Source organism: Mesorhizobium sp. M0772 (assembly GCF_040320135.1).
Lineage (GTDB): Bacteria > Pseudomonadota > Alphaproteobacteria > Rhizobiales > Rhizobiaceae > Mesorhizobium.
The window spans coordinates 1-20,936 of record NZ_JAMYPB010000033.1 but is presented as its reverse complement, the minus strand read 5'-3'; the positions used below and the strand labels follow the sequence as shown (position 1 = coordinate 20,936).

Genomic DNA, 20,936 nt, shown 5'->3' with positions numbered 1-20,936 from the left:
GCGGAAGGATCAGGCGGCCTGGTCGATATAAAGGCAACCAGCCGGCAGCGTTTCCGTCGCCCTCAGGTTCGCCGAATAGCGGTAGAGCGTCGAGCAATACGGGCAGACCTTTTCATTGTCGTCGCCCATGTCGAGGAACACATGTGGGTGGTCGAAGGGCGGGTTGGCGCCGGTGCACATGAATTCCTTGACGCCGATGTCGATTGCCGGATGGCCCGCATCGTTCTGGAAATGGGGAATGGAACCGCCTGCCATCGTCGTCTCCTTGATCTCGTCGAAAAGCATCTGGAACATAACAGGCCTGTTTGCAAGATCGATGAAATGAAACTGTCGCAAAAGCCTGTCAGAGGATACGGTGAGCCGGTTAAGTGCACGTCCCTGAAATCGGAATGGTTTTCGCCGAAGGGCCATGCGTCACAAAAGCGTGTTAGAGGCATGCACGTCCAGCGGCGCTCCAAGGGACGGTTGGCGGGGAAGAGCAGGAACCATGAACGAACTGAAGCCGGTGCAGAGCGAATTCATCAATGTCGAAGTGGCGAGCCCCGAGGGCGGCAACCCCGATCGGTTCGTCAACCGTGAGTTCTCCTGGCTGCAGTTCAACCGGCGTGTGCTCGAGGAATCACAGAACGAGCACCATCCGCTGCTCGAACGCGTCCGTTTCCTGTCGATTTCGGCCGCCAATCTCGATGAATTCTTCATGGTCCGCGTCGCCGGCCTTGCGGGCCAGGTGCGCGAAGGCATTGCGCTCAAGAGCCCCGACGGCCGCACGCCGGAGCAGCAGCTGGAACAATTGCTGCGCGAGGTCGAGCGGCTGCAGGAGGACCAGCAGAACAGCCTTTCAGCGCTGATGCTGCTGCTCAACAAGGAAGGCATAGAGAGCATCACCCGCGATGCACTAACCAAGGATGAGAAAGTCTGGCTGGAAGACCATTTCCAGGACCAGGTTTTCCCGGTGCTGACTCCACTGTCGATCGACCCGGCGCATCCGTTTCCGTTCATTCCCAATCTCGGCTTCTCGATGGCGCTGCAATTGCGCCATCGCAAGAATGGCGAGGAGATGAGCGCGCTTCTACGCCTGCCGGTGGCGCTGAAGCGCTTCATCCGTCTGCCCGACCGCAAGCAGCACGTTCGCTTCATTCCGTTGGAGGAGGCTGTCGGCCTCTATATCGGCAAGCTGTTCCCCGGCTATGAGGTCAAGGGTTCAGGCACCTTCCGCATCATCCGGGACAGCGATATCGAGGTCGAGGAGGAGTCGGAAGATCTCGTGCGCCTGTTCGAGACGGCGCTGAAGCGGCGCCGCCGCGGTTCGGTCATCCGCATCGAATTCGACAAGTCGATGCCCGGCGAGTTGCGCGAGTTCGTCGCCGGCGAGCTTGGAGTCTCTTCGAGCCGCATCAGCGTTCTGACCGGCCCGCTGGCGCTCAGCCAGATTTCCGAGATCGTCGCCGTGCCGCGCGACGACCTGAAGTTCACCCCCTACAATCCACGCTTTCCCGAGCGCATCCGCGAGCATGGCGGCGACTGTTTCGCGGCCATCCGCGAGAAGGACATCGTCGTCCACCACCCCTATGAATCCTTCGACGTGGTGGTCCAGTTCCTGCGCCAGGCGATGGCCGACCCGGAGGTGGTGGCGATCAAGCAGACGCTCTACCGCACCTCCAACGACAGCCCGATCGTGCGCGCCTTGGTCGACGCGGCCGAGGCCGGCAAGTCGGTAACCGCCCTGGTCGAGCTCAAGGCGCGCTTCGACGAGGAAGCCAACATCCGCTGGGCGCGCGACCTCGAACGCGCCGGCGTCCAGGTCGTGTTCGGCTTCCTCGAACTCAAAACCCATGCGAAAATGTCGCTGGTGGTGCGGCGCGAGGACGGCAAGCTGCGCAACTATGTCCATCTCGGCACCGGCAACTACCATCCGGTGACCGCGCGCATCTACACCGACCTGTCCTTCTTCACCACCGATCCGACGATCGCGCGCGATGTCGCCCAGCTGTTCAACTTCATCACCGGCTATGCCGAGCCGACCGATGAGATGCGGATCGCCATCTCGCCATTTACGCTGCGCAGCCGCATCCTCAAGCACATTGCCGACGAGGTCGCCCACGCGCTGGCTGGCCGTCCGGCGCGCATATGGATGAAGATGAACGCGCTCGTCGATCCCAACATCATAGACGCGCTCTATGACGCCAGCCGTGCCGGCGTCGAGATCGATCTCGTCGTGCGCGGCATCTGCTGCCTGCGGCCGCAGGTGCCCGGCCTGTCGGAAAACATCAGGGTCAAGTCGATCGTCGGCCGCTTCCTCGAACACAGCCGCATCTACTGCTTCGGCAACGGCCATGGCCTGCCGTCGGACGAGGCGATCGTCTACATCGCCTCGGCCGACTTGATGCCACGCAATCTCGACCGCCGCGTCGAGACCATGGTGCCGATCACCAATCCGACGGTGCATGAACAGATCCTTGGCCAGATCATGCTGGGCAACATCATGGACAACCAGCAAAGTTTCGACGTATTGGCTGACGGAACCTCCCGGCGCGTCGTGCTGGATGAGGGTGAGGAACCGTTCAACGCGCAGGAATATTTCATGACCAATCCGAGCCTGTCGGGACGGGGTGACGCGCTGAAGTCGCATGCGCCCAAGCGCATCGCGCAGTTCAAGCGTCGCAAGAAGAACAGCGGCTGATGATTTCAACGTCCCAAGGCCGGCTGCAGGATCGCCGGCCGCTGTCCATCATCGACATCGGCTCGAACTCGATCCGCCTTGTCGTCTATGAAGGGTTGGCGCGCTCGCCGACCTTGCTGTTCAACGAAAAGATGCTGGCCGGCCTCGGCCGCGGCATCGTTTCGACCGGCAAGCTCGACCCCGAGGCGGTGACGCGCTCGATGGAGGAGTTCCGCCGTTTCCGCGCGCTCTCCGACCAGGCGGGTGCGGAGCACATGTTTGTGCTGGCAACGGCCGCGGCCCGCGAAGCGATCAACGGCCCCGATTTCATCCACCGCGCCCAGGATGTGCTCAAGACCGAGATCCGCGTGCTCACTGGCCGGCAGGAGGCGCATTATTCGGCGCTTGGCGTCATTTCGGGCTTCCACCCCGCCAATGGCATTGCCGGCGATCTTGGCGGCGGCAGCCTGGAGCTTATCGACATCAATGGCGAGGCGATCGGCGACGGCATCACACTGCCGCTGGGTGGCCTGCGGCTGCAGGACATGGCCAGGAATTCGCTCGCCCAGGCGGCAAAGATCACCCGCGACGAACTGGCGCGCGCCAAATTGTTGAAGGGCGGGCAGGGACGGCCCTTCTACGCCGTTGGCGGCACCTGGCGAAACCTTGCCCGGCTGCACATGGAAATGACCAACTATCCGCTTGGCGTCATGCACCACTATGAGATCGGTGTCGAAAGCGCCGCCAATTTCCTGAAGCAGGTGGCGAAAGGCGAGATCGAGAAGGTCAAGGGCATCGAAGGTGTGTCGAAGAACCGCCGTTCGCTGCTGCCCTATGGCGCGGTCGTGCTGCAGGAGATCATGGCGGCGATGCAGCCGTCGAAGATCACCGTCTCGGCATTGGGCGTGCGCGAAGGGTTTCTCTATTCGCTGCTCGACCCTGCCGAGCAGAAGGCCGATCCGCTGGTCTCCGCTTCGGAGGAACTGGCGCGGCTGCGGTCGCGCTCGGTCACCCATGCGCATGAGCTTGTCGAATGGACGGACAAGACCTTTGCCGCCTTCGGCATCGACGAGACGGAGGATGAGGCGCGCTATCGCCACGCTGCCTGTCTGCTGGCCGATATAGGCTGGCGCGCACACCCGGAATATCGCGGCAAGCAGTCGCTCAACATCATTGCCCACGCCTCCTTCATCGGCGTCGATCACCCCGGCCGTGCCTTCCTGGCGCTGGTCGGCCTGTTCCGCCACGAAGGCGTGTTCAACGATGCGGCGCCGGAAATCCGCGGCCTGGCGACGCCGCGCTATCTCGATCGCGCCCGCATCCTGGCGGCGGTGCTGCGCGTCGTCTATCTGCTGACTGCGGCCATGCCCGGCGTCATGCCGCGGCTGAAATGGGAAAACCGCGGCAATGGCACGTTGGCGCTGGTGCTGCCGGCCTCACTTTCCGATCTTTACGGCGAACGCCCGGCCGGACGGCTGGCGCAACTGGCGCGGATCACCAACCGCAGGCTGGTGCTGGCGGTCGAGGGTGGGCAGAGCGTGTCGGTGAAGTAGGCGCGGCCTGACAGCAAAACCATGTCGTCGTCGGCCTCGCGTTCGAGGACCGGCTTCCTCAATCCGTCGCTGCTTCGCACCGCCACCTTCCCCCTCCGGAGGGAAAGGAAGGGAGCCTCGTTGGAAAGCGTTGGCGGCAATAGGCTCGAGCCCTTCCTCTACCCCGTCGATCGGGGGAGAGGTGGCTCGGCGGAGCCGAGACGGAGTGGGGGTCGACCTGCCTCGGCGAGGGATCAACCTGGGACGATATTTGACGATATCAGACCGCGCCGCGGCGCCCGTCGATCGACCAGGCCCCGGCGCCGGCCATGGCTAGCGCCAGGAATCCACCGGCGATGGCAATATCCTTCATCAGCATCTGCTGGTGCAGGAAGGTGAGCATCGGGTCATCGCCGCCCTGGCCGTAGTGGCCGATGGAGCCTGCAACGATGCAGAAAGCGGCAAGAAGTATCGCAACGACCGGCGTCTGAAAGCCGACCAGTATCAAGAGACCGGCAATCAACTCGAACAGCCCGGTGCCCCAGGCAGCAAGCGTCGGCAATGGCATGCCGAGGCCGGCGAAATAGCCGGTCGTCCCGGCAATGTCGGCGAGCGCGTGGTAGCCGGAGGGAACGAGCAGGGCGGCGAGCAGCAGCCGGGAAATCAGAAGCAAAGCATCGCGGGGCATGGTCATCTCCGTTGTCTGTCCGCCGGCTGTTTCGAGACCGACCCTAGCAGGGATGGGACGGGCGCGCGCTTGGGCAGACAACGAAAAAGCGGCGTGGAAAATTCCACGCCGCTTTTTTCAGGCTTGGGAAGGGAAAGCTCAGCCGCGCTTGGCGTCGATCGAGTAGGCGCCAGGGCCCGAGGAAGCCAGCAGCAGGAAACCGCCGGTGATGGCGACGTTCTTCAGGAAATGGATCATCTGGTTCTGGTCGGCCCAGCCGGTATGGGCGACAAAGGCCGAGGCGATGGTGAAGACCGCGAGCACCCAGGCGGCGATGCGGGTCTGAAAGCCAACGAGCACGGCAAGGCCGCCGAGCAATTCGATCAGGCCGACGACAATGGCCGTTACGGTCGGCACCGGCAGGCCCATGGCGCCGAAATAGCCGGCGGTGCCCGAAATGGCGGTGAGCTTGCCGAAGCCGGAAAGCAGGAAGATGGCGGCGAGCAGGATGCGGCCGAGCAGGATGGTGGTGGAGCTGTTGGACGCGATGCCGGCGCCGGCAGCGGAAGTGTTGATGGACATGGTGGCTCTCCGAAAAGGGTTGATGTCCCGTCAGATAGACCAAGCCGACTGTTCACCAAAGCCGCCAGTCCGGCGACACATTGTTCACAGGACGTACATTTCGGGATCGTTCGACCGACGCAAAATTCTTGTCGCGGCCAGCAGCGGCGGGAGCAAATTGTCCCGCCACACAATTCGGATTTCTAGTTGACCCAATTCCCAAGAAGAGGGGCTGCGCGCTTCCCGAGGAAACGCAAGGCACTTTCCCTGGAATCGCTTAACCCGGATGCGTCATGTCCTCCGGCCGCACCAGCCGGTCGTAGTCTGCCTCGCTGACCAGCCCTGTGGCCAGTGCTTCCTCGCGCAAGGTGGTGCCCTTCTTGTGCGCGGTCTTGGCGATCTTGGCGGCATTGTCGTACCCGATCGTCGGCGCCAGCGCTGTCACCAGCATCAGCGAGCGGTCGAGCGCGGCCTTGATGTTGTCTTCGCGCGCCTCGATACCGACGACGCAATTGTCGGTGAAGGAGATCGAGGCGTCGGCCAGCAGCTGCACCGACTGCAGGAAGTTGTAGGCCATCAGCGGGTTATAGACGTTGAGCTCGAAATGGCCCTGGCTGCCGGCGAAGGTCAGCGAGGCGTTGTTGCCGAACACCTGCACGCAGACCTGCGTCAGAGCCTCGCACTGCGTCGGGTTGACCTTGCCAGGCATGATCGAGGAACCCGGCTCGTTTTCCGGCAGCGACAGTTCGCCGAGGCCCGAGCGCGGGCCGGAGCCGAGGAAGCGGATGTCGTTGGCGATCTTGAAGAGGGCGGCGGCCGCCGCGTTGATGGCGCCATGCGAGAACACCATGGAATCGTGCGCGGCGAGCGCCTCGAACTTGTTCGGCGCGGTGACGAAGGCAATGCCGGTAATGTCGGCGATGCGCGCCGCCACCTTTTCCGCAAAGCCGACCGGCGCATTGAGGCCGGTGCCGACTGCGGTGCCGCCCTGCGCCAGTTCCTGCAGGCCGGGCAGCGTCATCTCGATGCGCTTGATCGAAGAGGCGACCTGCCCGGCGTAGCCGGAAAATTCCTGGCCCAGCGTGAGGGGTGTCGCGTCCTGCGTATGGGTGCGGCCGATCTTGATGATGTGAGCGAAGGCCTTCGTCTTGACCTCGAGCGCAGCGTGCAGATGCTTCAGCGCCGGCAGCAGATCGTGCACGATGCGCTCGGCGCACGCGATGTGCATGGCTGTCGGGTAGGTGTCGTTCGACGACTGGCTCATATTGACGTGGTCGTTGGGGTGCACCGGCTTCTTCGAGCCCATGACGCCGCCCAGAAGTTCGATCGCCCGGTTGGAGATCACCTCGTTGGCGTTCATGTTGGACTGCGTGCCCGAGCCGGTCTGCCAGACGACCAGCGGGAAATGATCGTTCAGCTTGCCGTCGATCACCTCTTGCGCCGCCTCGATGATCGCCTTGCCGACTGCCGGATCGAGCCGCTTCAACTCCATATTGGCTTCCGCCGCCGCTCGCTTGACGATGCCGAGCGCACGCACGATCGAGGCCGGCTGCTTTTCCCAGCCTATCCTGAAATTGCCGAGGGAACGCTGCGCCTGCGCGCCCCAGTAACGGTCGGCGGCAACCTCGATGGGGCCGAACGTGTCGGTTTCGGTTCTGGTCCTGGCAGCGGTCACTTGTCTCTCCGACGATCGAATTCGGCAACGGCGTATCGCGTTGCACAATGGCCTTCAAGCAGAGATTGCGGCCGGCAGGCAGTAAATCGGTTGAAGCAGTAGCGCCGGCCTTCGGGATCCTGCACCCTCCACTTTCGTGTGAAGGAAATTGCTCCTCAGTGCGGCTTGATCCCATGAAGTGGACGGAAAGTTGCGGATTTAGCTCGATAAGATCATGTCGAGCTGGCGGATTGCTCTACGCAAACTTCCCCCAGGATCAGCAATGCGCAATTCATGTCTACCTACTCTACCTACGAGCGACGCTGCCACACAAACTACCATCCGTGCCGGCGTCTCACTGGCAACAGCAGCGATGAGGTAGCTTATGCACTTGTCCTTCTGTTCAGTTTCCCGACCAAAATCCGGCATCGCATCCGGATCGAGCTTCGGATCGCGAAACCGAGAATTTCAAGTCCACCCTGGGAGCGCCTCCACATAGCCTCGGAGATCTCCAAGATGCATGGCGGCAAGGTCGAAGCCGTCTCGACGTCGCAAGAGACGCTCTTTGTTCTCCGTATTTTGCTGAAAGCGCGCCTGATCGCGGACCGTCAGCTCGGAACCTTTTTCCTCCAACGGCGCAGCTTTGTCCTGAGATAGGATCTATAGCCGAACGGAAGTGTTCGCCGTCCGGAAGGCTTGCTTGTCCGCGCCTCCAGACGCTGGCGCACGACGCTCATCAGTCTGCAGAACGCGGGTGTTTCCAATGATTGCACCCGTTTGACGAGGTTGTCGGGCAATGGCTTTGAGCGCCAGTCGAAATAAGCCTCGTAGTCTTGCGGCGTTGCTATCAGGCGCTGGAGATAGGCTGCAAGATCGCTGGCGCTGGCGAAGGCACTGGCGTCAATAAAGGAGTGCTCCGGAACGAACTCGTCCACATTGGGAGCGCCAAGGTAGATCGGCACCGTGCCGGCCATGAACGCGTCATAGATTTTCTCGGTGACATAGTCGGCCTCGATCGAGTTCTCCATGGCCAGGCAGAATTTGTGCCGCGCAATGGTTTCGATCTTGGTCTTCGAGCCCAGATCGGGGCCAGAGACCGATCGGTTGTTGCGATATCGGCCATAAGAATCGATCTTCATGTGGCGCGCCAGTTCGTTCGCCAGATCGACACGGCCGCTATAATTCAGGCCGGCCGACTGGAAGAGTGCGACCGGCGCTTCTTCCGTTTTCGGCACGATTGGTCTGGCCAGCGCATCTTTCCACCACACCGCACGCGGAAGGTAGGGTACCCAGACATCGGACCGGGATTCATGCGTCATGATGATATCGAAGTGCCGCATGATTTTGGGGTCGGCAAGTCGCTTGTAGTTTTGGCCGCATTCCATCGACCAGGCGACCCAATATTGACCAGGGTATTTGTAGGCATCGCCAACTTCGCGAAAGTTCGGAATATGGAAGACGACTGCCGCGGCCTCGGAAATCCGTCGTTTGTCCAGTGTCCACCGCCCGGGCATTTCGCACTGTATCGACGCGATATCGACGGGTTTGCTGAAGAACGTTGTGTAGAAGAGGATCAGTGGATCGATAGACGGCATGGCACCACGAATGTCTGAAGCATTGCTCAATCTGCAGACAGACGCGGTATCGGAAGTTTGGTCAAGTGCTCCGCTTGTTCGAGGCCGAGGGCCGTCCAAACGGTCACCCCGCCGTATACCCGCCATCGATCGCGAAAATGCCGCCGCTGGTCCACGCCGCCTCATCGCTGGCGAGATAGACGGCGATGCCGGCAAGATCGCTGGTCTGGCCGATGCGGCCGAGCGGGTAGCTGCGCTCGACATAGGTTTTCAGCTCGGCTTGCGCTGCCGCCGGCAGGTTGTCGATCGACTTGCGCCGCATGGCGGTGTCGACCGTGCCGGGCGCAATCGCATTGACCCTGATGCCGCGCGGACCAAGCTCGAAGGCCAGCGACTTGGTCAGCGAATTCAGCGCGCCCTTGGACAAGGAATACAGGCTCGACGGCCGCTTCGGGATCATCTTGTCGGCGAAGTAGGACGAGATGTTGATGACGGAGGCGTTGGCGCCGAGATGCGGCAGCAGCCGCTGGGTAAGGAAGAACGCCGCCGTCACATTGAGCGCGAAGGATTGCTGGAATTGGTGCTCGGTGACGGTCTCGAAAGGCACCAGATAGGCGACGCCGGCATTGTTGACGAGGATGTCGAGTGGGCCGGTTGCTTTCGCGCGATCGACCACGGCATCGATGCCGGAAGAGGTCGAGAGATCGGCCGACTGGGTGCCGACGTTGCCCTCCGCCGCAAGTGTCTCGCGGGCGGTCTCGAGCTTGCTGGTGTCGCGACCGACGATCAGCACGTCGGCGCCCTCGCGCAAGAAAGCTTCCGATATCGCCAGGCCGATGCCGTCCGAGCCGCCGGTCACCAGTGCTCGTTTGCCAGAAAGTCTCATTGAAGGCCAAGTCGCATCGAATGCTCTCGCTGTTGCCCGCGTCACGAAGGCAATGCCGATCGGCGAGGGCGGTCAAGCCGCCGGCCTATCGCTCAGTATGAACTTCGGTTGGCCGCGTGCCGATCCGGTTACCGCAGCAGCGACTGCGACGTCGGCGCCAGGCGCAAGGTTTCGGTCCGCCAGGTCACATCGGCCGCTTGCCATTGGGGCGAAGCGGCAACTGCGGCTTCGTAACTGGCATGCGCCTCGGGACTGTTGAAACCCGTCACCGCGATAAAGACGTTTTCGCTCAAGCGCACCGGCAGGCGGGGAAAGCTGTTTTCGGCGTGCTCGGTGATGAAGGCGCCAAGCAACCGTCCGCCGGCGCCGATAAGGACCGGAACGGCGTCCGTTTCGAAATTGCCGGCGAAATCGGCTTCGGCGCCAGACCGCAGATGATGAATCTGGATGACAACAACACCGGTCAAGCGGTTGTCTGCGCTCAACTTTCCATCCGCCGGCATGGCGCCTCGCTGCGCGCCTGACAGATCGAAGCCGGCGCCTGGCCATGCCGGCTTCAAGAGCAGTACATCGTCGGAATCGATCATCGTCGCATTGGCGGCGTCGCGGTGCGCCGTCCACACCGGCCCGTCATAGAAGGCGGTGAGCGCCTGCTTCCGCGCTTCCATGCCATCGAAGCCGCGCAGCCAGACGAACATGTCGGGGCGGTCGAGGTCACGGAACTGTCCGATGATGGTCATGCCGGCGTGTTCCTGGCCTTCGATGAACCGACTGTCGAAGATGTCGATCAGCGTCTCGCGCCGGCCCGGCTTCAGCGTGTACTGCCGCAACTCGACGACAGGCGAAGCGAGCAGTTTTGCCGCCGCAGGCGCATTCAGGGGTACGGTCATTGTGTCGTCTCCAAAAAACAGGATGATCATCCGGTTTATAAAACAGACCTGTTGTCCTGTTTTGTCAATCTGCTATCGTTGGCAAATGTCAGCAGAGATTGCTCGGGCTCCGAAAGGGCCGCCGCGAAAACGCACCAACGATCCCGAAGGGCTGCGCAACAAGGTGCTCGATGTCGCCGAAGCGTCGTTCCAGGCGCGTGGCTATCATGCATCCGCTCTTGGCGAGTTGATGACGACCGCAGGCGTCAGCGGCGGCGCGCTGCATCATCATTTCCCGACGAAGAAGGCGCTAGCTCTCGCGGTGATCGAGGAGCGCGTGGCAGCGGCCCTCGATGAAACCTGGATCAACCCTGTACGGGCGGCAGGCTCGGCGCGCGAAGGCGTGCGCGCGGTGTTCGAGGCGGTGGCGACCGAGCTTGAGCAGCAAGGCTTCGTGCGCGGCTGTCCGCTCAACAATCTGGCGCATGAACTGTCGCTCGCTGACCCGCATTTCCGCGCCGCTTTGGCCGGCATCTTTGCCGGATGGCGTCAGGCGGTTGCCGACAAGGTGCGAGCCGACCAGCAGTCGGGGAGGGAGCAGGGCACCGACCCCGAGCGCTTTGCGGCACTCGCCATCGCCGCCTATTCCGGCGCCATGTCGATGGCCAAGGCGGCACAGGATGCCAGCGTGCTGCGCGATTGTCTGGCCGAACTTCAGGGCAGCTCAACGCCGCCATTCCCGAGCAGAGCGAAGCGGCGTCGCAGGATCCTGCTGCGGCCGGGAAAAGCTTGAGGCCGGAACTGCGCTGTTCTAGTCGGAAAGCGGCTTGATCGTCTCGTAACCGTTCACCGATTCCGCGCTGGTCCCTTCGTCGTAGCGCCGGGCGAGGGACGCCTGCAGATCGGGCGCATAAAGCGCGGTAAATGTGTCCAGCGTTTCGCCGGCGCCGTTCTTGAAGGTCTCCGTGACCGCCAGCACGTTGTATTTGCAGCCGCCGACACTGAACGTCTCCTTGCCCTTGACGACCAGGCTCAGTGTCTTGGTGCTCTTCGGCTGCTTGTTCGGCGACAGCTCGACGAATTCGATCGTGCTCTTGGCTCCCGTCTTCAGCGGAAACAGTTTTCGCAGATCGGAAAACGGGATCGTCGCCACCCGTCCGGTATCGCTGTCGCGAAACACTTCGACCAGGCCGGCAAACAGGAACTGTGTCTGCGGCGATTGCGATTCGTAGGTGTTGGCAACGGAGACCATGCCGCCGGCCACCGGCCGAAACTCGCTGCGGACGCCGGGCATTTCCAGAACGAAGCCGGCCTTGGCCGATTTTGCGTCGACACAATCGGCGGCATGCACCGCAGCCGCCGGCAGCAACCCAGCCAGCACCACGCCTATCGAAAAGGCTCTCATGAAATCCTCCCCCTCTGCTTGTATTTGCTGCGCGCCAGCATGACCCAAGAAATGCCAGAGCCACAGTGCCGTGTCGACCTGCCATTCCTGGCAACTGGACGGTGGGGCGCCGGCTGTGCTGAATTTCAGGTCATGAATCGCAAGCTCGTTCTCTCCCGTCGCAATTTCCTCGCACAGGCAGCCGGCCTTGCCATGGCTGGCATGCTGCCGCGCGCCGCGCTTGGCCAGACCGGCAAGCGCATCCAGCCCATCGACGCCACCTTTCTGTTCATCGCCGACGTCCATGCCTGCCGCATGTCGAGCGGCCTCAGCCCCAACTGCCTGGAGGAAGGCAAGACCGATGCCGCGCTGTTGCGCAATGTCGCTGTTCTCAATGGCTTGGCCGGCCGGCAATGGCCAGTCGAGATCGATGGCGTTGCAACCCGCCTGCGTTCGGCCGGCAGCCGCATCGATGCGCCGCTCGGCCTCGTTGTCGGCGGCGACATCACCGACGATGGCGGCGGCCAGATCACCGAGCCCAGCGAAGGCACGCAACTGTTGCAGTTCAGCCAGCGCTATCAACAAGGCGTCGGCCCGGACCGCGTGCACATGCCGGTCTATGTCGGCCTCGGCAACCACGATCTCGACCAGAATGGCTCGCCGCCCCATGTCGACTGGTATCGGCGTGAATTGCGCGACTATGTCGAGGTCAACCACCGCCCCGGCGTGTTCTTCAAGCCCCCGGTGCCGGCCACCGAATACGATGTCGACACCGACTGCTATTCCTGGGACTGGGGCGGCCTGCATCTCGTCCAGACCCACCGCTTTGCCGGCGACACCGGCCATGGCGCGGTGAGCAGCCTGCCGTGGCTGAAGCAGGATCTGGCGACCTACGCGGCGGATGGCCGTCCCGTCATCCTGTTCCAGCACTATGGCTGGGACACTTTCTCGGTCGAGCGCTGGGACCCGGCCAAGCGCACCTATGACGATGACGGCGCAGGCGCGCCGCACTGGTGGAGCGAGGCCGACCGCCAGGCGATGCTGGCGGCGCTGAAGGGCTACAATGTCATCGCCATCTTCCATGGCCATCAGCACGAAGTGCCTATGATCTACAACAGCGATGGCCTCGACCTGTTCAAGCCGAAGGCTGCCTATATGGGTGGCTTCGCGCTGGTGAGGGTAACCGGGGACGGCATGGACGTGGTGCTGGGCGAGGCGGCGGGCGACCGGGGCGGGGTCAAGTTCACCAGCGCCTTCAGCAAGAGCCTCAGCCTCTGACAAGAAAAAGGCGGCCTTGAGCCGCCTTCCTCATTGCCTGCAAGATCGAATCAGAGCGCCTTTTTGATCTTGTCCTTCACGTCGCCATAGACCTTCTGCACCTTGCCGGCGGTCTTGTCGGCCGTGCCTTCGGCCTGGGTCTGCCTGTTGCCGGTCGCCTTGCCGCCGGCCTCCTTGACCGAGCCCTTGACCTGCTTGGCCACGCCGGCAACCTGATCCTTGTTCACCATCTTTGCATCTCCTGGGATTCGGGGATTCATTCGCAGGAGGCAAACGGGCCGGCTTGGCTTAGGTTCCCTGGGCGGCGATCATCGTCGCATCTGGTCGCTTATATGGTCGCCGAAACGCTTTGCCGCGTCGTATCGTGTGACTAGTGTGACGAAATTTTGGGGAGACCGCCTTGGCTGAATTTACGCTCATCATCGCCAACAAGTGCTTTTCGTCCTGGTCGCTGAGGCCATGGGTGGCGATGAAGCATCTGGAGATCCCGTTCGAGGAAGGTTTCGTGCGCCTGCGCACGCCCGAAACCTTTGCCGCTCTGGCGAAAGTCTCGCCCACCGGCCTTGTGCCAGTGTTGAATCACAATGGCAGGATTGTCTGGGAAACCCTTGCCATCCTTGAATATCTCGCCGACCTGTTTCCGGAGAAAAAGCTTTGGCCTCAGGATATCGGCGCCCGAGCGCTGGCCCGCTCGGTAGCGACCGAGATGCATTCCGGCTTTCGCGAGGTGCGCTATGGCTGGCCGATGAATTTGCGCCGGCCGAAGGGCCACAAGCCGCTCGACGCCGAAGGCGAAATGCAGCGCGCGCGCATCGAAACGATCTGGCGCCAGTGCCGGGAACAATACGGCAAGGGCGGCCCCTTCCTGTTCGGTCATTTCACCGCGGCCGATGCCATGTATGCACCTGTCGTCACCCGCTTCGACACCTATGGCGGCAAGCTCGCGCCCGACACGCGCGCCTACGTCGACGCCGTGTTGGCAACGCCGGCGATGCGGCACTGGTATGCGGAAGCAGCGAAGGAGACTTGGCCGGAACCCGGCCCGGACGAATAGGACCACTAATGACATCACGGTGAGTGACCGATGGCCAGCAATGATGGACCGCGTGAGACTACCGCGCCAACAATCTTCCACTGCCGGCTGATCCCGCCTCGGCCGGACTTCGCCTTCACCCTGACGGAGGAGCAGAGGGAGTTGATGGGCCGGCATGCCGACTATCTGCGCGGCAAGCTTGCCGAGGACACCATGATCCTGGCCGGGCCGGTCGCCGACCCGGCCGGCCCTTGGGGTCTGCTGATCCTGCGTGTCGGCAGCGAAGCCGAGGCAAGAGCGGTCACCGACGGCGATCCGGTGTCGAGCTCCGGCCGCGGTTTCCACTACGAGATCCTGCCGCTGATCAGCGCGATCCTGTAGGCGAGCGTAAGTTTATGGATGTGAAACGGTTTTCCCTTGGGAATTGTGTCAGACAACGGCACATACAAGAACGCCTCTCGCACCGTTTAATGTGCGGGAGGCGTTCTTTTGCCAGCATTACCGAGATTGTTCTCTGAATTGCTGACACCACGGAAATGCGCCGGCTTGCGATTGGTTCCGGGGCGTGGAATATTTTTTGGAACGCCTTGAGCTCCGCCACCTCGTCAGTTGAGGCTTATGCCTCAGGCACCCTCAGGTTGAATTTGGGCTCCGGCCAAACCAGAAATTGACTCGGCGCTAAAAGAAGTCTATAAGAAACATGTCGATATTTGTTTGACCGACTTTTGTTATCCGCGCATGATGCGCGCCTTTGACGAACTTCCCCATCAAAAATCGAGACAAAACGCTGTTGTGCAGTCGCACGATGGTGAACGAATATTTGCCAGGGAAAGGGTTCTTCATGGCCACCGGCACAGTGAAATGGTTCAACGCCACCAAAGGTTTTGGTTTTATTCAGCCTGACGACGGCTCCGCCGACGTTTTTGTCCACATCTCGGCCGTAGAGCGCGCCGGCATGCGTGATATCGTCGAGGGCCAGAAGCTCGGCTACGAGATGACCCGCGACAACAAGTCAGGCAAGATGTCCGCCGACCAGTTGAAGGCGGCCTGATAAGGAATTCGGCCTTCCGGTGACCACGGATGTACTGGCACCGATGAAAGGCTGAAAGGAGCGCCTTGCGCATCCAACTGGATGCGCGGCGCTTTCATGGAAGGTCAGGCGGTGCCTGGCCTTTTTCATTTTGTGCGTCGTGCCGCTAAAAGTGCGCCGCACGCCGGCCGGAACGTGCTAAGGGACGCTCCAGCAATCTGAACCGCCCATACTGCCCCGCTGCCGTATTGCTTTGGTCGAAATCGAAGACCGCTCTCGCTCTATCGGCACCAGGCTCCCGACAGGAGAAAGTTTTGACCACTCAATCCAAGACCGCCGACCAGGCCGGCTCGCTGTTCAGCAAGACGCAAACCCAGTCGATGTCACTCAACCGCATCCTGTCCGAGCGTGATGCCGTCAGCGAGGCGCGCGAAGCCAAGACCGCGCGCTTGCGCGAACTGCGCAAGGAAAAGGAAGCCGACGACATGGCAGCGGCCGCAGTCCTTGCGGCGCTGCCGAAGCGGGCAGGCAAACGCTGATGGCCACCAAGCGCGTACCGCCGACGCCGATCGATGCCGATGCGACCATCGCGTCCATGGTCCCGGGCCTGGACAAGCCGGTCGAATATGTCCGCCGTGTGCTGGAAAAGCTCGAGCGCTGCAAGCGCGCGCATGGCGATGCCCAGGTGCGCGTCGGCGTGCGCGGCCGTGCCGAAGCTCCGAACTATCTGGTCGAATATGTCCGCGAGGACAAAAAGACCCAGGAGCGCGTGACCTACCAGGATGCCGCCTATAGCGGCAGCACGCATCGCGAACTGGCGGCGCACCACATTGCCGAGGCGAGGAACTGGTCGCCCGAGGAAATGAACATCACGGCGGTCTCGGCGCTGATCGGCCGCTTGCGCAATCCGCGCGCACCATCATCCCGCTTTTCCGACGAGGACTGACATGGCCATAAAGTTTTCCACCAAGGACCAGCCGGCAGCGCCGGCTGCTGCCACTGCAAAGCAGGCCAAGCCCGCTGCCGCGCCGAAGGCCGCCGAACCGTCGGCAACCGATCTGTTCGAGGCGCCAGCCGCCACGCCCAAGGGCAAGGCAGGCAAGAAGAAATAGCGCCTTGCCGCACCAAGCCGATCGCAATCTCGCAGCGCCTGGGCTGGTCGCGTTGGCCGCCAGGGATATCCGGTCGTCAAAACAGGACGGCCAGCCGGTTTTCGATTGCCAGAGCTGCGGCGCCTGCTGCTCCTACTCGGCCGAATGGCCGCGCTTCTCGACCGAGGACGATGCGCAACTTGACCGGATTCCGGAAAAGTTCGTGTCCGCCGACCTGTCCGGGATGCGCTGCGAGGGCGTCCGCTGTTCGGCGCTTACGGGCGAGATCGGCAAGCACACGGCCTGCGGCATCTACGAGATCCGCCCGGACGTCTGCCACGCCTGCATGCCTGGCGGCGACGATTGCCTGATGGCGCGCAAGGCGCACGGGATGCCAACGATCTAGCCGACGCCCACCTTGCCTCATCCCACATCCCCCGATAGCTTCCACTACGGGCAGGGCGTTGGAGGAACCATGAGCATCGAATTCCTGTTGACGTCGCTGATCGTCGTGGCTTCGCCCGGCACCGGCGTTCTCTACACGCTGAGCGCCGGGCTTTCGCGAGGCGCGCGCGCCTCGATCACTGCTGCATTCGGCTGCACGCTTGGCATCATCCCGCATATGGCCGCCGCCATCACCGGCCTGGCGGCGCTGCTGCACACAAGTGCTGTCGCCTTCGAGACGCTGAAATATCTCGGCGTCGCCTATCTCCTCTACATGGCCTGGAACACGCTGAACGAGAAGGGCGGCCTGAGCGTCGATGAAAACGCGGCACCCCGCTCGGCAGCCAAGGTCATCACCTCCGGTATCCTGATCAACATCCTGAACCCGAAGCTGTCGATCTTCTTCTTTGCCTTCCTGCCGCAATTCGTCAGCACGACCGAACCGAACGCATTTGCCAAGATGCTCGAACTCTCGAGCGTCTTCATGCTACTGACCTTCGTCGTCTTCGTCGCTTACGGCATCTTTGCGGCCTCGATCCGCAGCCATGTCGTGTCGCGGCCGATGGTGCTGACCTGGATGCGCCGCACCTTCGCCGGCGCCTTTGTCATGCTTGGCGCCAAGCTGGCGCTGGCTGATCGATAGAACAGGAGCTGCCAGGCCTCGGCCTACTCTTCGTCGGTTCCGGATCCGGTCCGGATGCCTAGACGCCAGGCCGAGGGCGGAAGGCCGATCATCTTCTTGAAGGCGCGGCTGAACGCTGCCTCGGATTCGTAGCCGATTTCAGCGGCAATGCTGGCCATGTTACTGGTGCCGGCGCTGAGCAGCTCCGAGGCGATCTGCATGCGCCATTTGGCGAGATAATGCATTGGCGGCATGCCGACCAGCCTGGTGAAGCGTTCGGCGAGCACGCTGCGCGACAGCGCGGAGTCCTTCGCCAGCGCCTCCACCGTCCAGTTATGCGCCGGCCGGTCGTGGATCAGCGCCAGTGCCCTCGCCAGGTTTGGATCGCGCAGGCCAGCCAGCCATCCCGTGGTTTGTGGCGGCAGCGATTCCAAGTAACGGCGCAACACGTCGACAAACATCAGTTCGCTCAGTTTGGTGAGCACCGTTTCACTGCCTGCGCGCTTTTGCGCCACCTCCGTGACAACGCTTCTATCCCTTGACGTAACCCATCGCCTCGACGATCAGCCCGTCCGCGACACGCATCAGGTTGACGCCGCGGATGGAGTTGCCGTCGGCCATGAAGTAGCGCCAGCGGATCGTCGCCCGTTCGCCGGCGACGAATGTCTCCTCAAGGTCGAAGCGCGTGCCAGGCTGGGTGGCGATCGCCGACCATAGGTCAATGCATGCCTCTTTGCCGGCATGGCGGGCGCCGTCCGGTGCCGGCACGGTGTTTTCGATAACGCAATCCTGCGCCACCAACTCGGCAAGCGCGGACGGATCGTGCAGCTGGAACACATCGTTGAAGCGATGCATGATCTCGGCCGTCTGCCGGGACAAATCATTCCCGGCTGCGTCCATGATAAGCTCCTGTTTCATCATATTCTCCCGGTTTCATTGATCTTTGACGGCTTTGACCAGCACGGCCTTTAGGGTGATCTGAGGCACGCCGGCCAAGGCGCGCGAGACGAGGCAAGTCGCCTTGGCCGACTGCGCCAGGCGTTCGAACTCGTCTTCGGCGAGATCCGTGACCTCCGCCTCCGTTTCGAGCTCGATGCGGGTGATCGTCGGCCCGGCGGCGGTCGCGCCGAGATGCACCTTGGCGACGGTGCGGATGGTGCGGGCGACGTGGCCTTCCTGGCCGAGGATGAAGGTCAGCGCCATCGAGAAGCAGCCGGCATGTGCTGCCCCGATCAGCTCTTCGGGATTGGTGCCCGGACCATTCTCGAACCGCGACGGAAAGGAATAGGCGCCTTCGAAGACGCCGCTGCCAAGCCGCAGACGGCCGCCGCCTTCCTTCAGCGTGCCTTGCCATTCTGCGGAAGCTTCACGGATGGTCATGGTCGTTCTCCTGATTCGGGGTTGAAAAGCGGGCAATTGGGTCAGGCGCAGTCGATGACAACCTTCCCGAACACGTCGCCCTGCTGGAAGTGGCGGTACGCTTCGGGGGCTTCGGCAAAGGGGAAGACCCTGTCGATAACGGGCTTGAGGCGATGCTGGACACGGCGCGCAGCATGGCCTCGAGATTGCTGCGGCTGCCGACGAACAGGCGGCTGATGGTGGCGAGGCTGCGCTGATAAAGCGCTGCCGGCATCTCGATCGATCTGCCACTGGCGTCCTGCAGCGTCAGCAGCACGATGTGTCCATAAAGCGTGCTGGCAATCAGCGACTGCGCGAAGGTGGCCGGGCCGCCGGTTTCGACGACGAGGTCGATGCCGCCTGTCTGCTCGCGCGCCCAGCCGCCCCATTCCGGTATGTCGGTGCTGGAGACAACGAGGTCGGCGCCCAGCGCCCGCAGCCTGTCGGCCTTCTCCGCGCGCGATGTGATGGCGACAACCCGGCAGCCGAGCAACTTGGCGAACTGCAGAGCAAACAGCGAAACGCCACCCGAACCGATGGTGAGAACCCATTGACCAGGCTTCGGAATCCGGGTCCCGGTCACCGCGTTCCAGGCCGTCACGCCGGCGCAGGTCAGCGTCGCCGCTTCGTGCCAGCTCAGATGATCGGGCAGTCGCGCCGCCCATTGTTCGTCGAGCACGGCAAACTCAGTCAGCATGCCGTCCAGCGTACAGCCGAGCTGGTCGATCAGACCGGCATTGATGCGGCCATCGATCCAGCGGGCGAAGTAGCTGCCGGTGACGCGGTCGCCGACGGCAAAACGGGTAACGGCATCGCCGATTGCGACGACGTCACCGGCGCCGTCGCTCAGCGGCACGATGCCTTGCCGCGGCGGCAACGGATAGGTGCCGCCAAGGATCATCGTGTCGCGCCGATTGAGCGAGGCGGCGCGGACTCGCACCACGATCTCATGCGGTTTCGGTTCCGTCCGCGCCTCGTCGCGCATCGCCAGGGATTCGGTTCCACCAAACCCTTCGAGACGGTAGCTGCGCATGTCACTCTCCTTAACAATATATATAGACTGATCTACATACTATATAGACCGATTGTCATATTCTTGGCAAGGCCTATAATGCGTCACTGCTGACAGAGGTTGACATGGCCAACGACACCCGCACCCGCATACTCGAGACCACAGGCCTGTTGCTCAGGCAGCGTGGCTATCACGGCACCTCGCTCAACGACATTCTGGGCGCCAGCGGGGCGCCGCGCGGCTCGCTCTATTTTCATTTCCCAGGCGGCAAGGACCAACTGGTCATCGAGGTGACGCGCAACAGCGTTGCCGACGTCACGAAAAGGCTGGGCGAAGCACTGGCAGCCGAGAGCGATCCTGCAGTGGCCGTCCATCACATCTACCAGTCGGTCGGGCGCATGCTGGAGGACAATGATTTTTCGCTGGGTTGCCCCATCGCGCCGGTGGTGCTGGATTCACCCACCGATGTGCCGGAACTGGCGGAACTCTGCCGATCGGCTTTCGAGCAATGGATCGGCTTGCTGCGACAGGCCTTCGTCAGGGCAGGGGTGCCCGAACGCCGCGCGCACGCTTTGGCGCTGCTGATCGAATCCTCGCTGGAAGGGCTGATGGTGATTGCGCGGGCCACCCGCGACCGTGCACCGGTGCTGGTGGTGGCCGATGAGGTGGCTGCATTCGTCGAGCAGGCGGTGCTTGCGGGCAAGGTTGCGCGGCAGGCGGAGAGCGCGGCCTAACTAACACTGGTCTCTAAAACAAAAAGGGCGCCTCTCGGCGCCCTTTCCTTATCCATAAGCCAGGTTGGCCGGATTGGAAATCCATGCCGCCACTCAAGCCCGCTTGCGGGCTTGAGCAACTTTAGCTCATGGGCGGCTTTATGGATTCTTAGAAATCCATGCCGCCCATGCCGCCCATGCCGCCGCCGCCCATGCCGCCAGGCATGCCGCCGCCGGCCGACTCCTTCTTGGGAGCCTCCGCGATCATGGCTTCGGTGGTGACGAGCAGGCCGGCGACCGAGGCCGCGTCCTGGAGAGCGGTGCGAACGACCTTGACCGGGTCGACGATGCCCATGGCGATCATGTCGCCATACTCGCCGGTCTGGGCGTTGTAGCCGTAGGTCGCGCCCTTGTTGTCGAGGATCTTGCCGGCAACGATCGAAGCTTCAGCACCTGCGTTCGAAGCGATCTGACGGGCCGGAGCCTGCAGTGCACGACGAACGATGTTGATGCCGGCAGCCTGGTCGGC

General features: G+C 62.5%; 27 protein-coding genes and 1 pseudogene. 13 read left to right on the top strand and 15 right to left on the bottom strand.

The genetic code is table 11. The features are described from left to right. Nucleotides 1–9 precede the first annotated feature (9 nt). Nucleotides 10–255: a zinc-finger domain-containing protein gene (locus NKI06_RS20560; protein WP_352986927.1), complete on the bottom strand. Its 246-nt coding sequence runs from the start codon at nucleotides 253–255 to the stop codon at nucleotides 10–12. A gap of 232 nt (nucleotides 256–487) precedes the next feature. Between NKI06_RS20560 and NKI06_RS20555 the strand changes: the two genes are divergently transcribed. Both NKI06_RS20555 and ppx read left to right on the top strand, forming a co-directional pair. Further along, nucleotides 488–2,680, top strand: coding sequence for an RNA degradosome polyphosphate kinase (locus NKI06_RS20555; protein ID WP_352986891.1), 2,193 nt, complete (start codon nucleotides 488–490; stop codon nucleotides 2,678–2,680). After that, complete coding sequence (ppx, locus tag NKI06_RS20550) at nucleotides 2,680–4,212, top strand: exopolyphosphatase (RefSeq protein WP_352986890.1); 1,533 nt, start codon at nucleotides 2,680–2,682, stop codon at nucleotides 4,210–4,212. The genes NKI06_RS20555 and ppx overlap by 1 nt, the downstream gene beginning before the upstream one ends. Before the next feature lie 259 nt (nucleotides 4,213–4,471). On the opposite strand, the gene NKI06_RS20545 is transcribed toward ppx, so the two are convergent. The 6 genes from NKI06_RS20545 to NKI06_RS20520 form a co-directional block, all read right to left on the bottom strand. Continuing rightward, nucleotides 4,472–4,879, bottom strand: coding sequence for a DoxX family protein (locus tag NKI06_RS20545; protein WP_352986888.1), 408 nt, complete (start codon nucleotides 4,877–4,879; stop codon nucleotides 4,472–4,474). Nucleotides 4,880–5,017: 138 nt separating this feature from the next. Next, nucleotides 5,018–5,440, bottom strand: a complete 423-nt coding sequence (locus tag NKI06_RS20540; protein WP_023694684.1) for a DoxX family protein — start codon at nucleotides 5,438–5,440, stop codon at nucleotides 5,018–5,020. Between the two features lie 256 nt (nucleotides 5,441–5,696). Continuing rightward, entirely contained in the window at nucleotides 5,697–7,094 is a 1,398-nt protein-coding gene (gene fumC / locus NKI06_RS20535; protein ID WP_352986887.1) for a class II fumarate hydratase, read from the bottom strand. 587 nt (nucleotides 7,095–7,681) lie between these two features. After that, nucleotides 7,682–8,767 carry a glycosyltransferase family 10 domain-containing protein gene (locus tag NKI06_RS20530; protein ID WP_245262757.1) on the bottom strand — a complete coding sequence of 362 codons (1,086 nt, stop codon included), beginning with the start codon at nucleotides 8,765–8,767 and terminating at the stop codon, nucleotides 7,682–7,684. Between the two features lie 4 nt (nucleotides 8,768–8,771). Continuing rightward, nucleotides 8,772–9,533 carry an SDR family NAD(P)-dependent oxidoreductase gene (locus tag NKI06_RS20525; protein WP_023705703.1) on the bottom strand — a complete coding sequence of 254 codons (762 nt, stop codon included), beginning with the start codon at nucleotides 9,531–9,533 and terminating at the stop codon, nucleotides 8,772–8,774. A gap of 128 nt (nucleotides 9,534–9,661) precedes the next feature. After that, complete coding sequence (locus tag NKI06_RS20520) at nucleotides 9,662–10,423, bottom strand: NIPSNAP family protein (RefSeq protein ID WP_352986886.1); 762 nt, start codon at nucleotides 10,421–10,423, stop codon at nucleotides 9,662–9,664. 85 nt (nucleotides 10,424–10,508) lie between these two features. On the opposite strand from NKI06_RS20520, the gene NKI06_RS20515 reads away from it, so the two are divergent. Next, nucleotides 10,509–11,195, top strand: coding sequence for a TetR/AcrR family transcriptional regulator (locus tag NKI06_RS20515; protein ID WP_352519821.1), 687 nt, complete (start codon nucleotides 10,509–10,511; stop codon nucleotides 11,193–11,195). A gap of 18 nt (nucleotides 11,196–11,213) precedes the next feature. Here NKI06_RS20515 and NKI06_RS20510 read toward each other — a convergent pair whose 3' ends face one another. Further along, nucleotides 11,214–11,807 (bottom strand): hypothetical protein, encoded by a 594-nt coding sequence (locus NKI06_RS20510; RefSeq protein WP_352986884.1) that lies wholly within the window; start codon nucleotides 11,805–11,807, stop codon nucleotides 11,214–11,216. Nucleotides 11,808–11,939: 132 nt separating this feature from the next. Between NKI06_RS20510 and NKI06_RS20505 the strand changes: the two genes are divergently transcribed. Next, nucleotides 11,940–13,064: a metallophosphoesterase gene (locus NKI06_RS20505; RefSeq protein ID WP_352986882.1), complete on the top strand. Its 1,125-nt coding sequence runs from the start codon at nucleotides 11,940–11,942 to the stop codon at nucleotides 13,062–13,064. A 50-nt stretch (nucleotides 13,065–13,114) separates the two neighbouring features. On the opposite strand, the gene NKI06_RS20500 is transcribed toward NKI06_RS20505, so the two are convergent. After that, nucleotides 13,115–13,294, bottom strand: coding sequence for a CsbD family protein (locus tag NKI06_RS20500; RefSeq protein WP_023671498.1), 180 nt, complete (start codon nucleotides 13,292–13,294; stop codon nucleotides 13,115–13,117). 170 nt (nucleotides 13,295–13,464) lie between these two features. Here NKI06_RS20500 and NKI06_RS20495 point away from each other — a divergent pair, with 170 nt between their 5' ends. From NKI06_RS20495 to NKI06_RS20460, 8 genes are all read left to right on the top strand, one after another. Then, a complete protein-coding gene (locus NKI06_RS20495; RefSeq protein WP_023684314.1) occupies nucleotides 13,465–14,118 on the top strand; it encodes a glutathione S-transferase family protein in 654 nt (217 codons plus the stop codon). Between the two features lie 30 nt (nucleotides 14,119–14,148). Then, nucleotides 14,149–14,478, top strand: a complete 330-nt coding sequence (locus NKI06_RS20490; protein ID WP_352986880.1) for a YciI family protein — start codon at nucleotides 14,149–14,151, stop codon at nucleotides 14,476–14,478. A gap of 460 nt (nucleotides 14,479–14,938) precedes the next feature. Beyond that, nucleotides 14,939–15,148 (top strand): cold-shock protein, encoded by a 210-nt coding sequence (locus NKI06_RS20485; RefSeq protein ID WP_023671502.1) that lies wholly within the window; start codon nucleotides 14,939–14,941, stop codon nucleotides 15,146–15,148. Between the two features lie 293 nt (nucleotides 15,149–15,441). Then, a complete protein-coding gene (locus tag NKI06_RS20480; RefSeq protein WP_023689917.1) occupies nucleotides 15,442–15,666 on the top strand; it encodes a hypothetical protein in 225 nt (74 codons plus the stop codon). Continuing rightward, a complete protein-coding gene (locus NKI06_RS20475; RefSeq protein WP_023671504.1) occupies nucleotides 15,666–16,073 on the top strand; it encodes a hypothetical protein in 408 nt (135 codons plus the stop codon). Before NKI06_RS20480 ends, NKI06_RS20475 begins: the two co-directional genes overlap by 1 nt. Nucleotide 16,074: 1 nt before the next feature. Continuing rightward, nucleotides 16,075–16,239, top strand: a complete 165-nt coding sequence (locus tag NKI06_RS20470) for a hypothetical protein (protein WP_023671505.1) — start codon at nucleotides 16,075–16,077, stop codon at nucleotides 16,237–16,239. 52 nt (nucleotides 16,240–16,291) lie between these two features. After that, nucleotides 16,292–16,624 carry a YkgJ family cysteine cluster protein gene (locus NKI06_RS20465; protein WP_023697712.1) on the top strand — a complete coding sequence of 111 codons (333 nt, stop codon included), beginning with the start codon at nucleotides 16,292–16,294 and terminating at the stop codon, nucleotides 16,622–16,624. A gap of 69 nt (nucleotides 16,625–16,693) precedes the next feature. Next, nucleotides 16,694–17,305: a LysE family translocator gene (locus NKI06_RS20460; protein ID WP_023671507.1), complete on the top strand. Its 612-nt coding sequence runs from the start codon at nucleotides 16,694–16,696 to the stop codon at nucleotides 17,303–17,305. Nucleotides 17,306–17,328: 23 nt separating this feature from the next. Here the strand turns inward: NKI06_RS20460 and NKI06_RS20455 are convergent, their stop codons facing one another. From NKI06_RS20455 to NKI06_RS20435, 5 genes and pseudogenes are all read right to left on the bottom strand, one after another. Then, complete coding sequence (locus NKI06_RS20455) at nucleotides 17,329–17,769, bottom strand: helix-turn-helix transcriptional regulator (RefSeq protein WP_023709380.1); 441 nt, start codon at nucleotides 17,767–17,769, stop codon at nucleotides 17,329–17,331. Between the two features lie 46 nt (nucleotides 17,770–17,815). Continuing rightward, entirely contained in the window at nucleotides 17,816–18,202 is a 387-nt protein-coding gene (locus NKI06_RS20450) for a nuclear transport factor 2 family protein (protein WP_023752084.1), read from the bottom strand. A gap of 15 nt (nucleotides 18,203–18,217) precedes the next feature. Next, nucleotides 18,218–18,664, bottom strand: a complete 447-nt coding sequence (locus NKI06_RS20445; RefSeq protein WP_023689922.1) for an OsmC family peroxiredoxin — start codon at nucleotides 18,662–18,664, stop codon at nucleotides 18,218–18,220. Between the two features lie 41 nt (nucleotides 18,665–18,705). After that, a complete protein-coding gene (locus NKI06_RS20440) occupies nucleotides 18,706–18,801 on the bottom strand; it encodes a zinc-binding dehydrogenase (protein ID WP_352986926.1) in 96 nt (31 codons plus the stop codon). An 80-nt stretch (nucleotides 18,802–18,881) separates the two neighbouring features. After that, nucleotides 18,882–19,583, bottom strand: a pseudogene (locus NKI06_RS20435) (zinc-dependent alcohol dehydrogenase family protein); the annotation flags it as partial. Nucleotides 19,584–19,819: 236 nt separating this feature from the next. Here NKI06_RS20435 and NKI06_RS20430 point away from each other — a divergent pair. Continuing rightward, nucleotides 19,820–20,428 carry a TetR/AcrR family transcriptional regulator gene (locus tag NKI06_RS20430; protein WP_352445839.1) on the top strand — a complete coding sequence of 203 codons (609 nt, stop codon included), beginning with the start codon at nucleotides 19,820–19,822 and terminating at the stop codon, nucleotides 20,426–20,428. Nucleotides 20,429–20,576: 148 nt separating this feature from the next. On the opposite strand, the gene NKI06_RS20425 is transcribed toward NKI06_RS20430, so the two are convergent. Next, a partial coding sequence (locus NKI06_RS20425) for a TCP-1/cpn60 chaperonin family protein (RefSeq protein ID WP_352986878.1) occupies nucleotides 20,577–20,936 on the bottom strand: 360 nt, incomplete at its 5' end.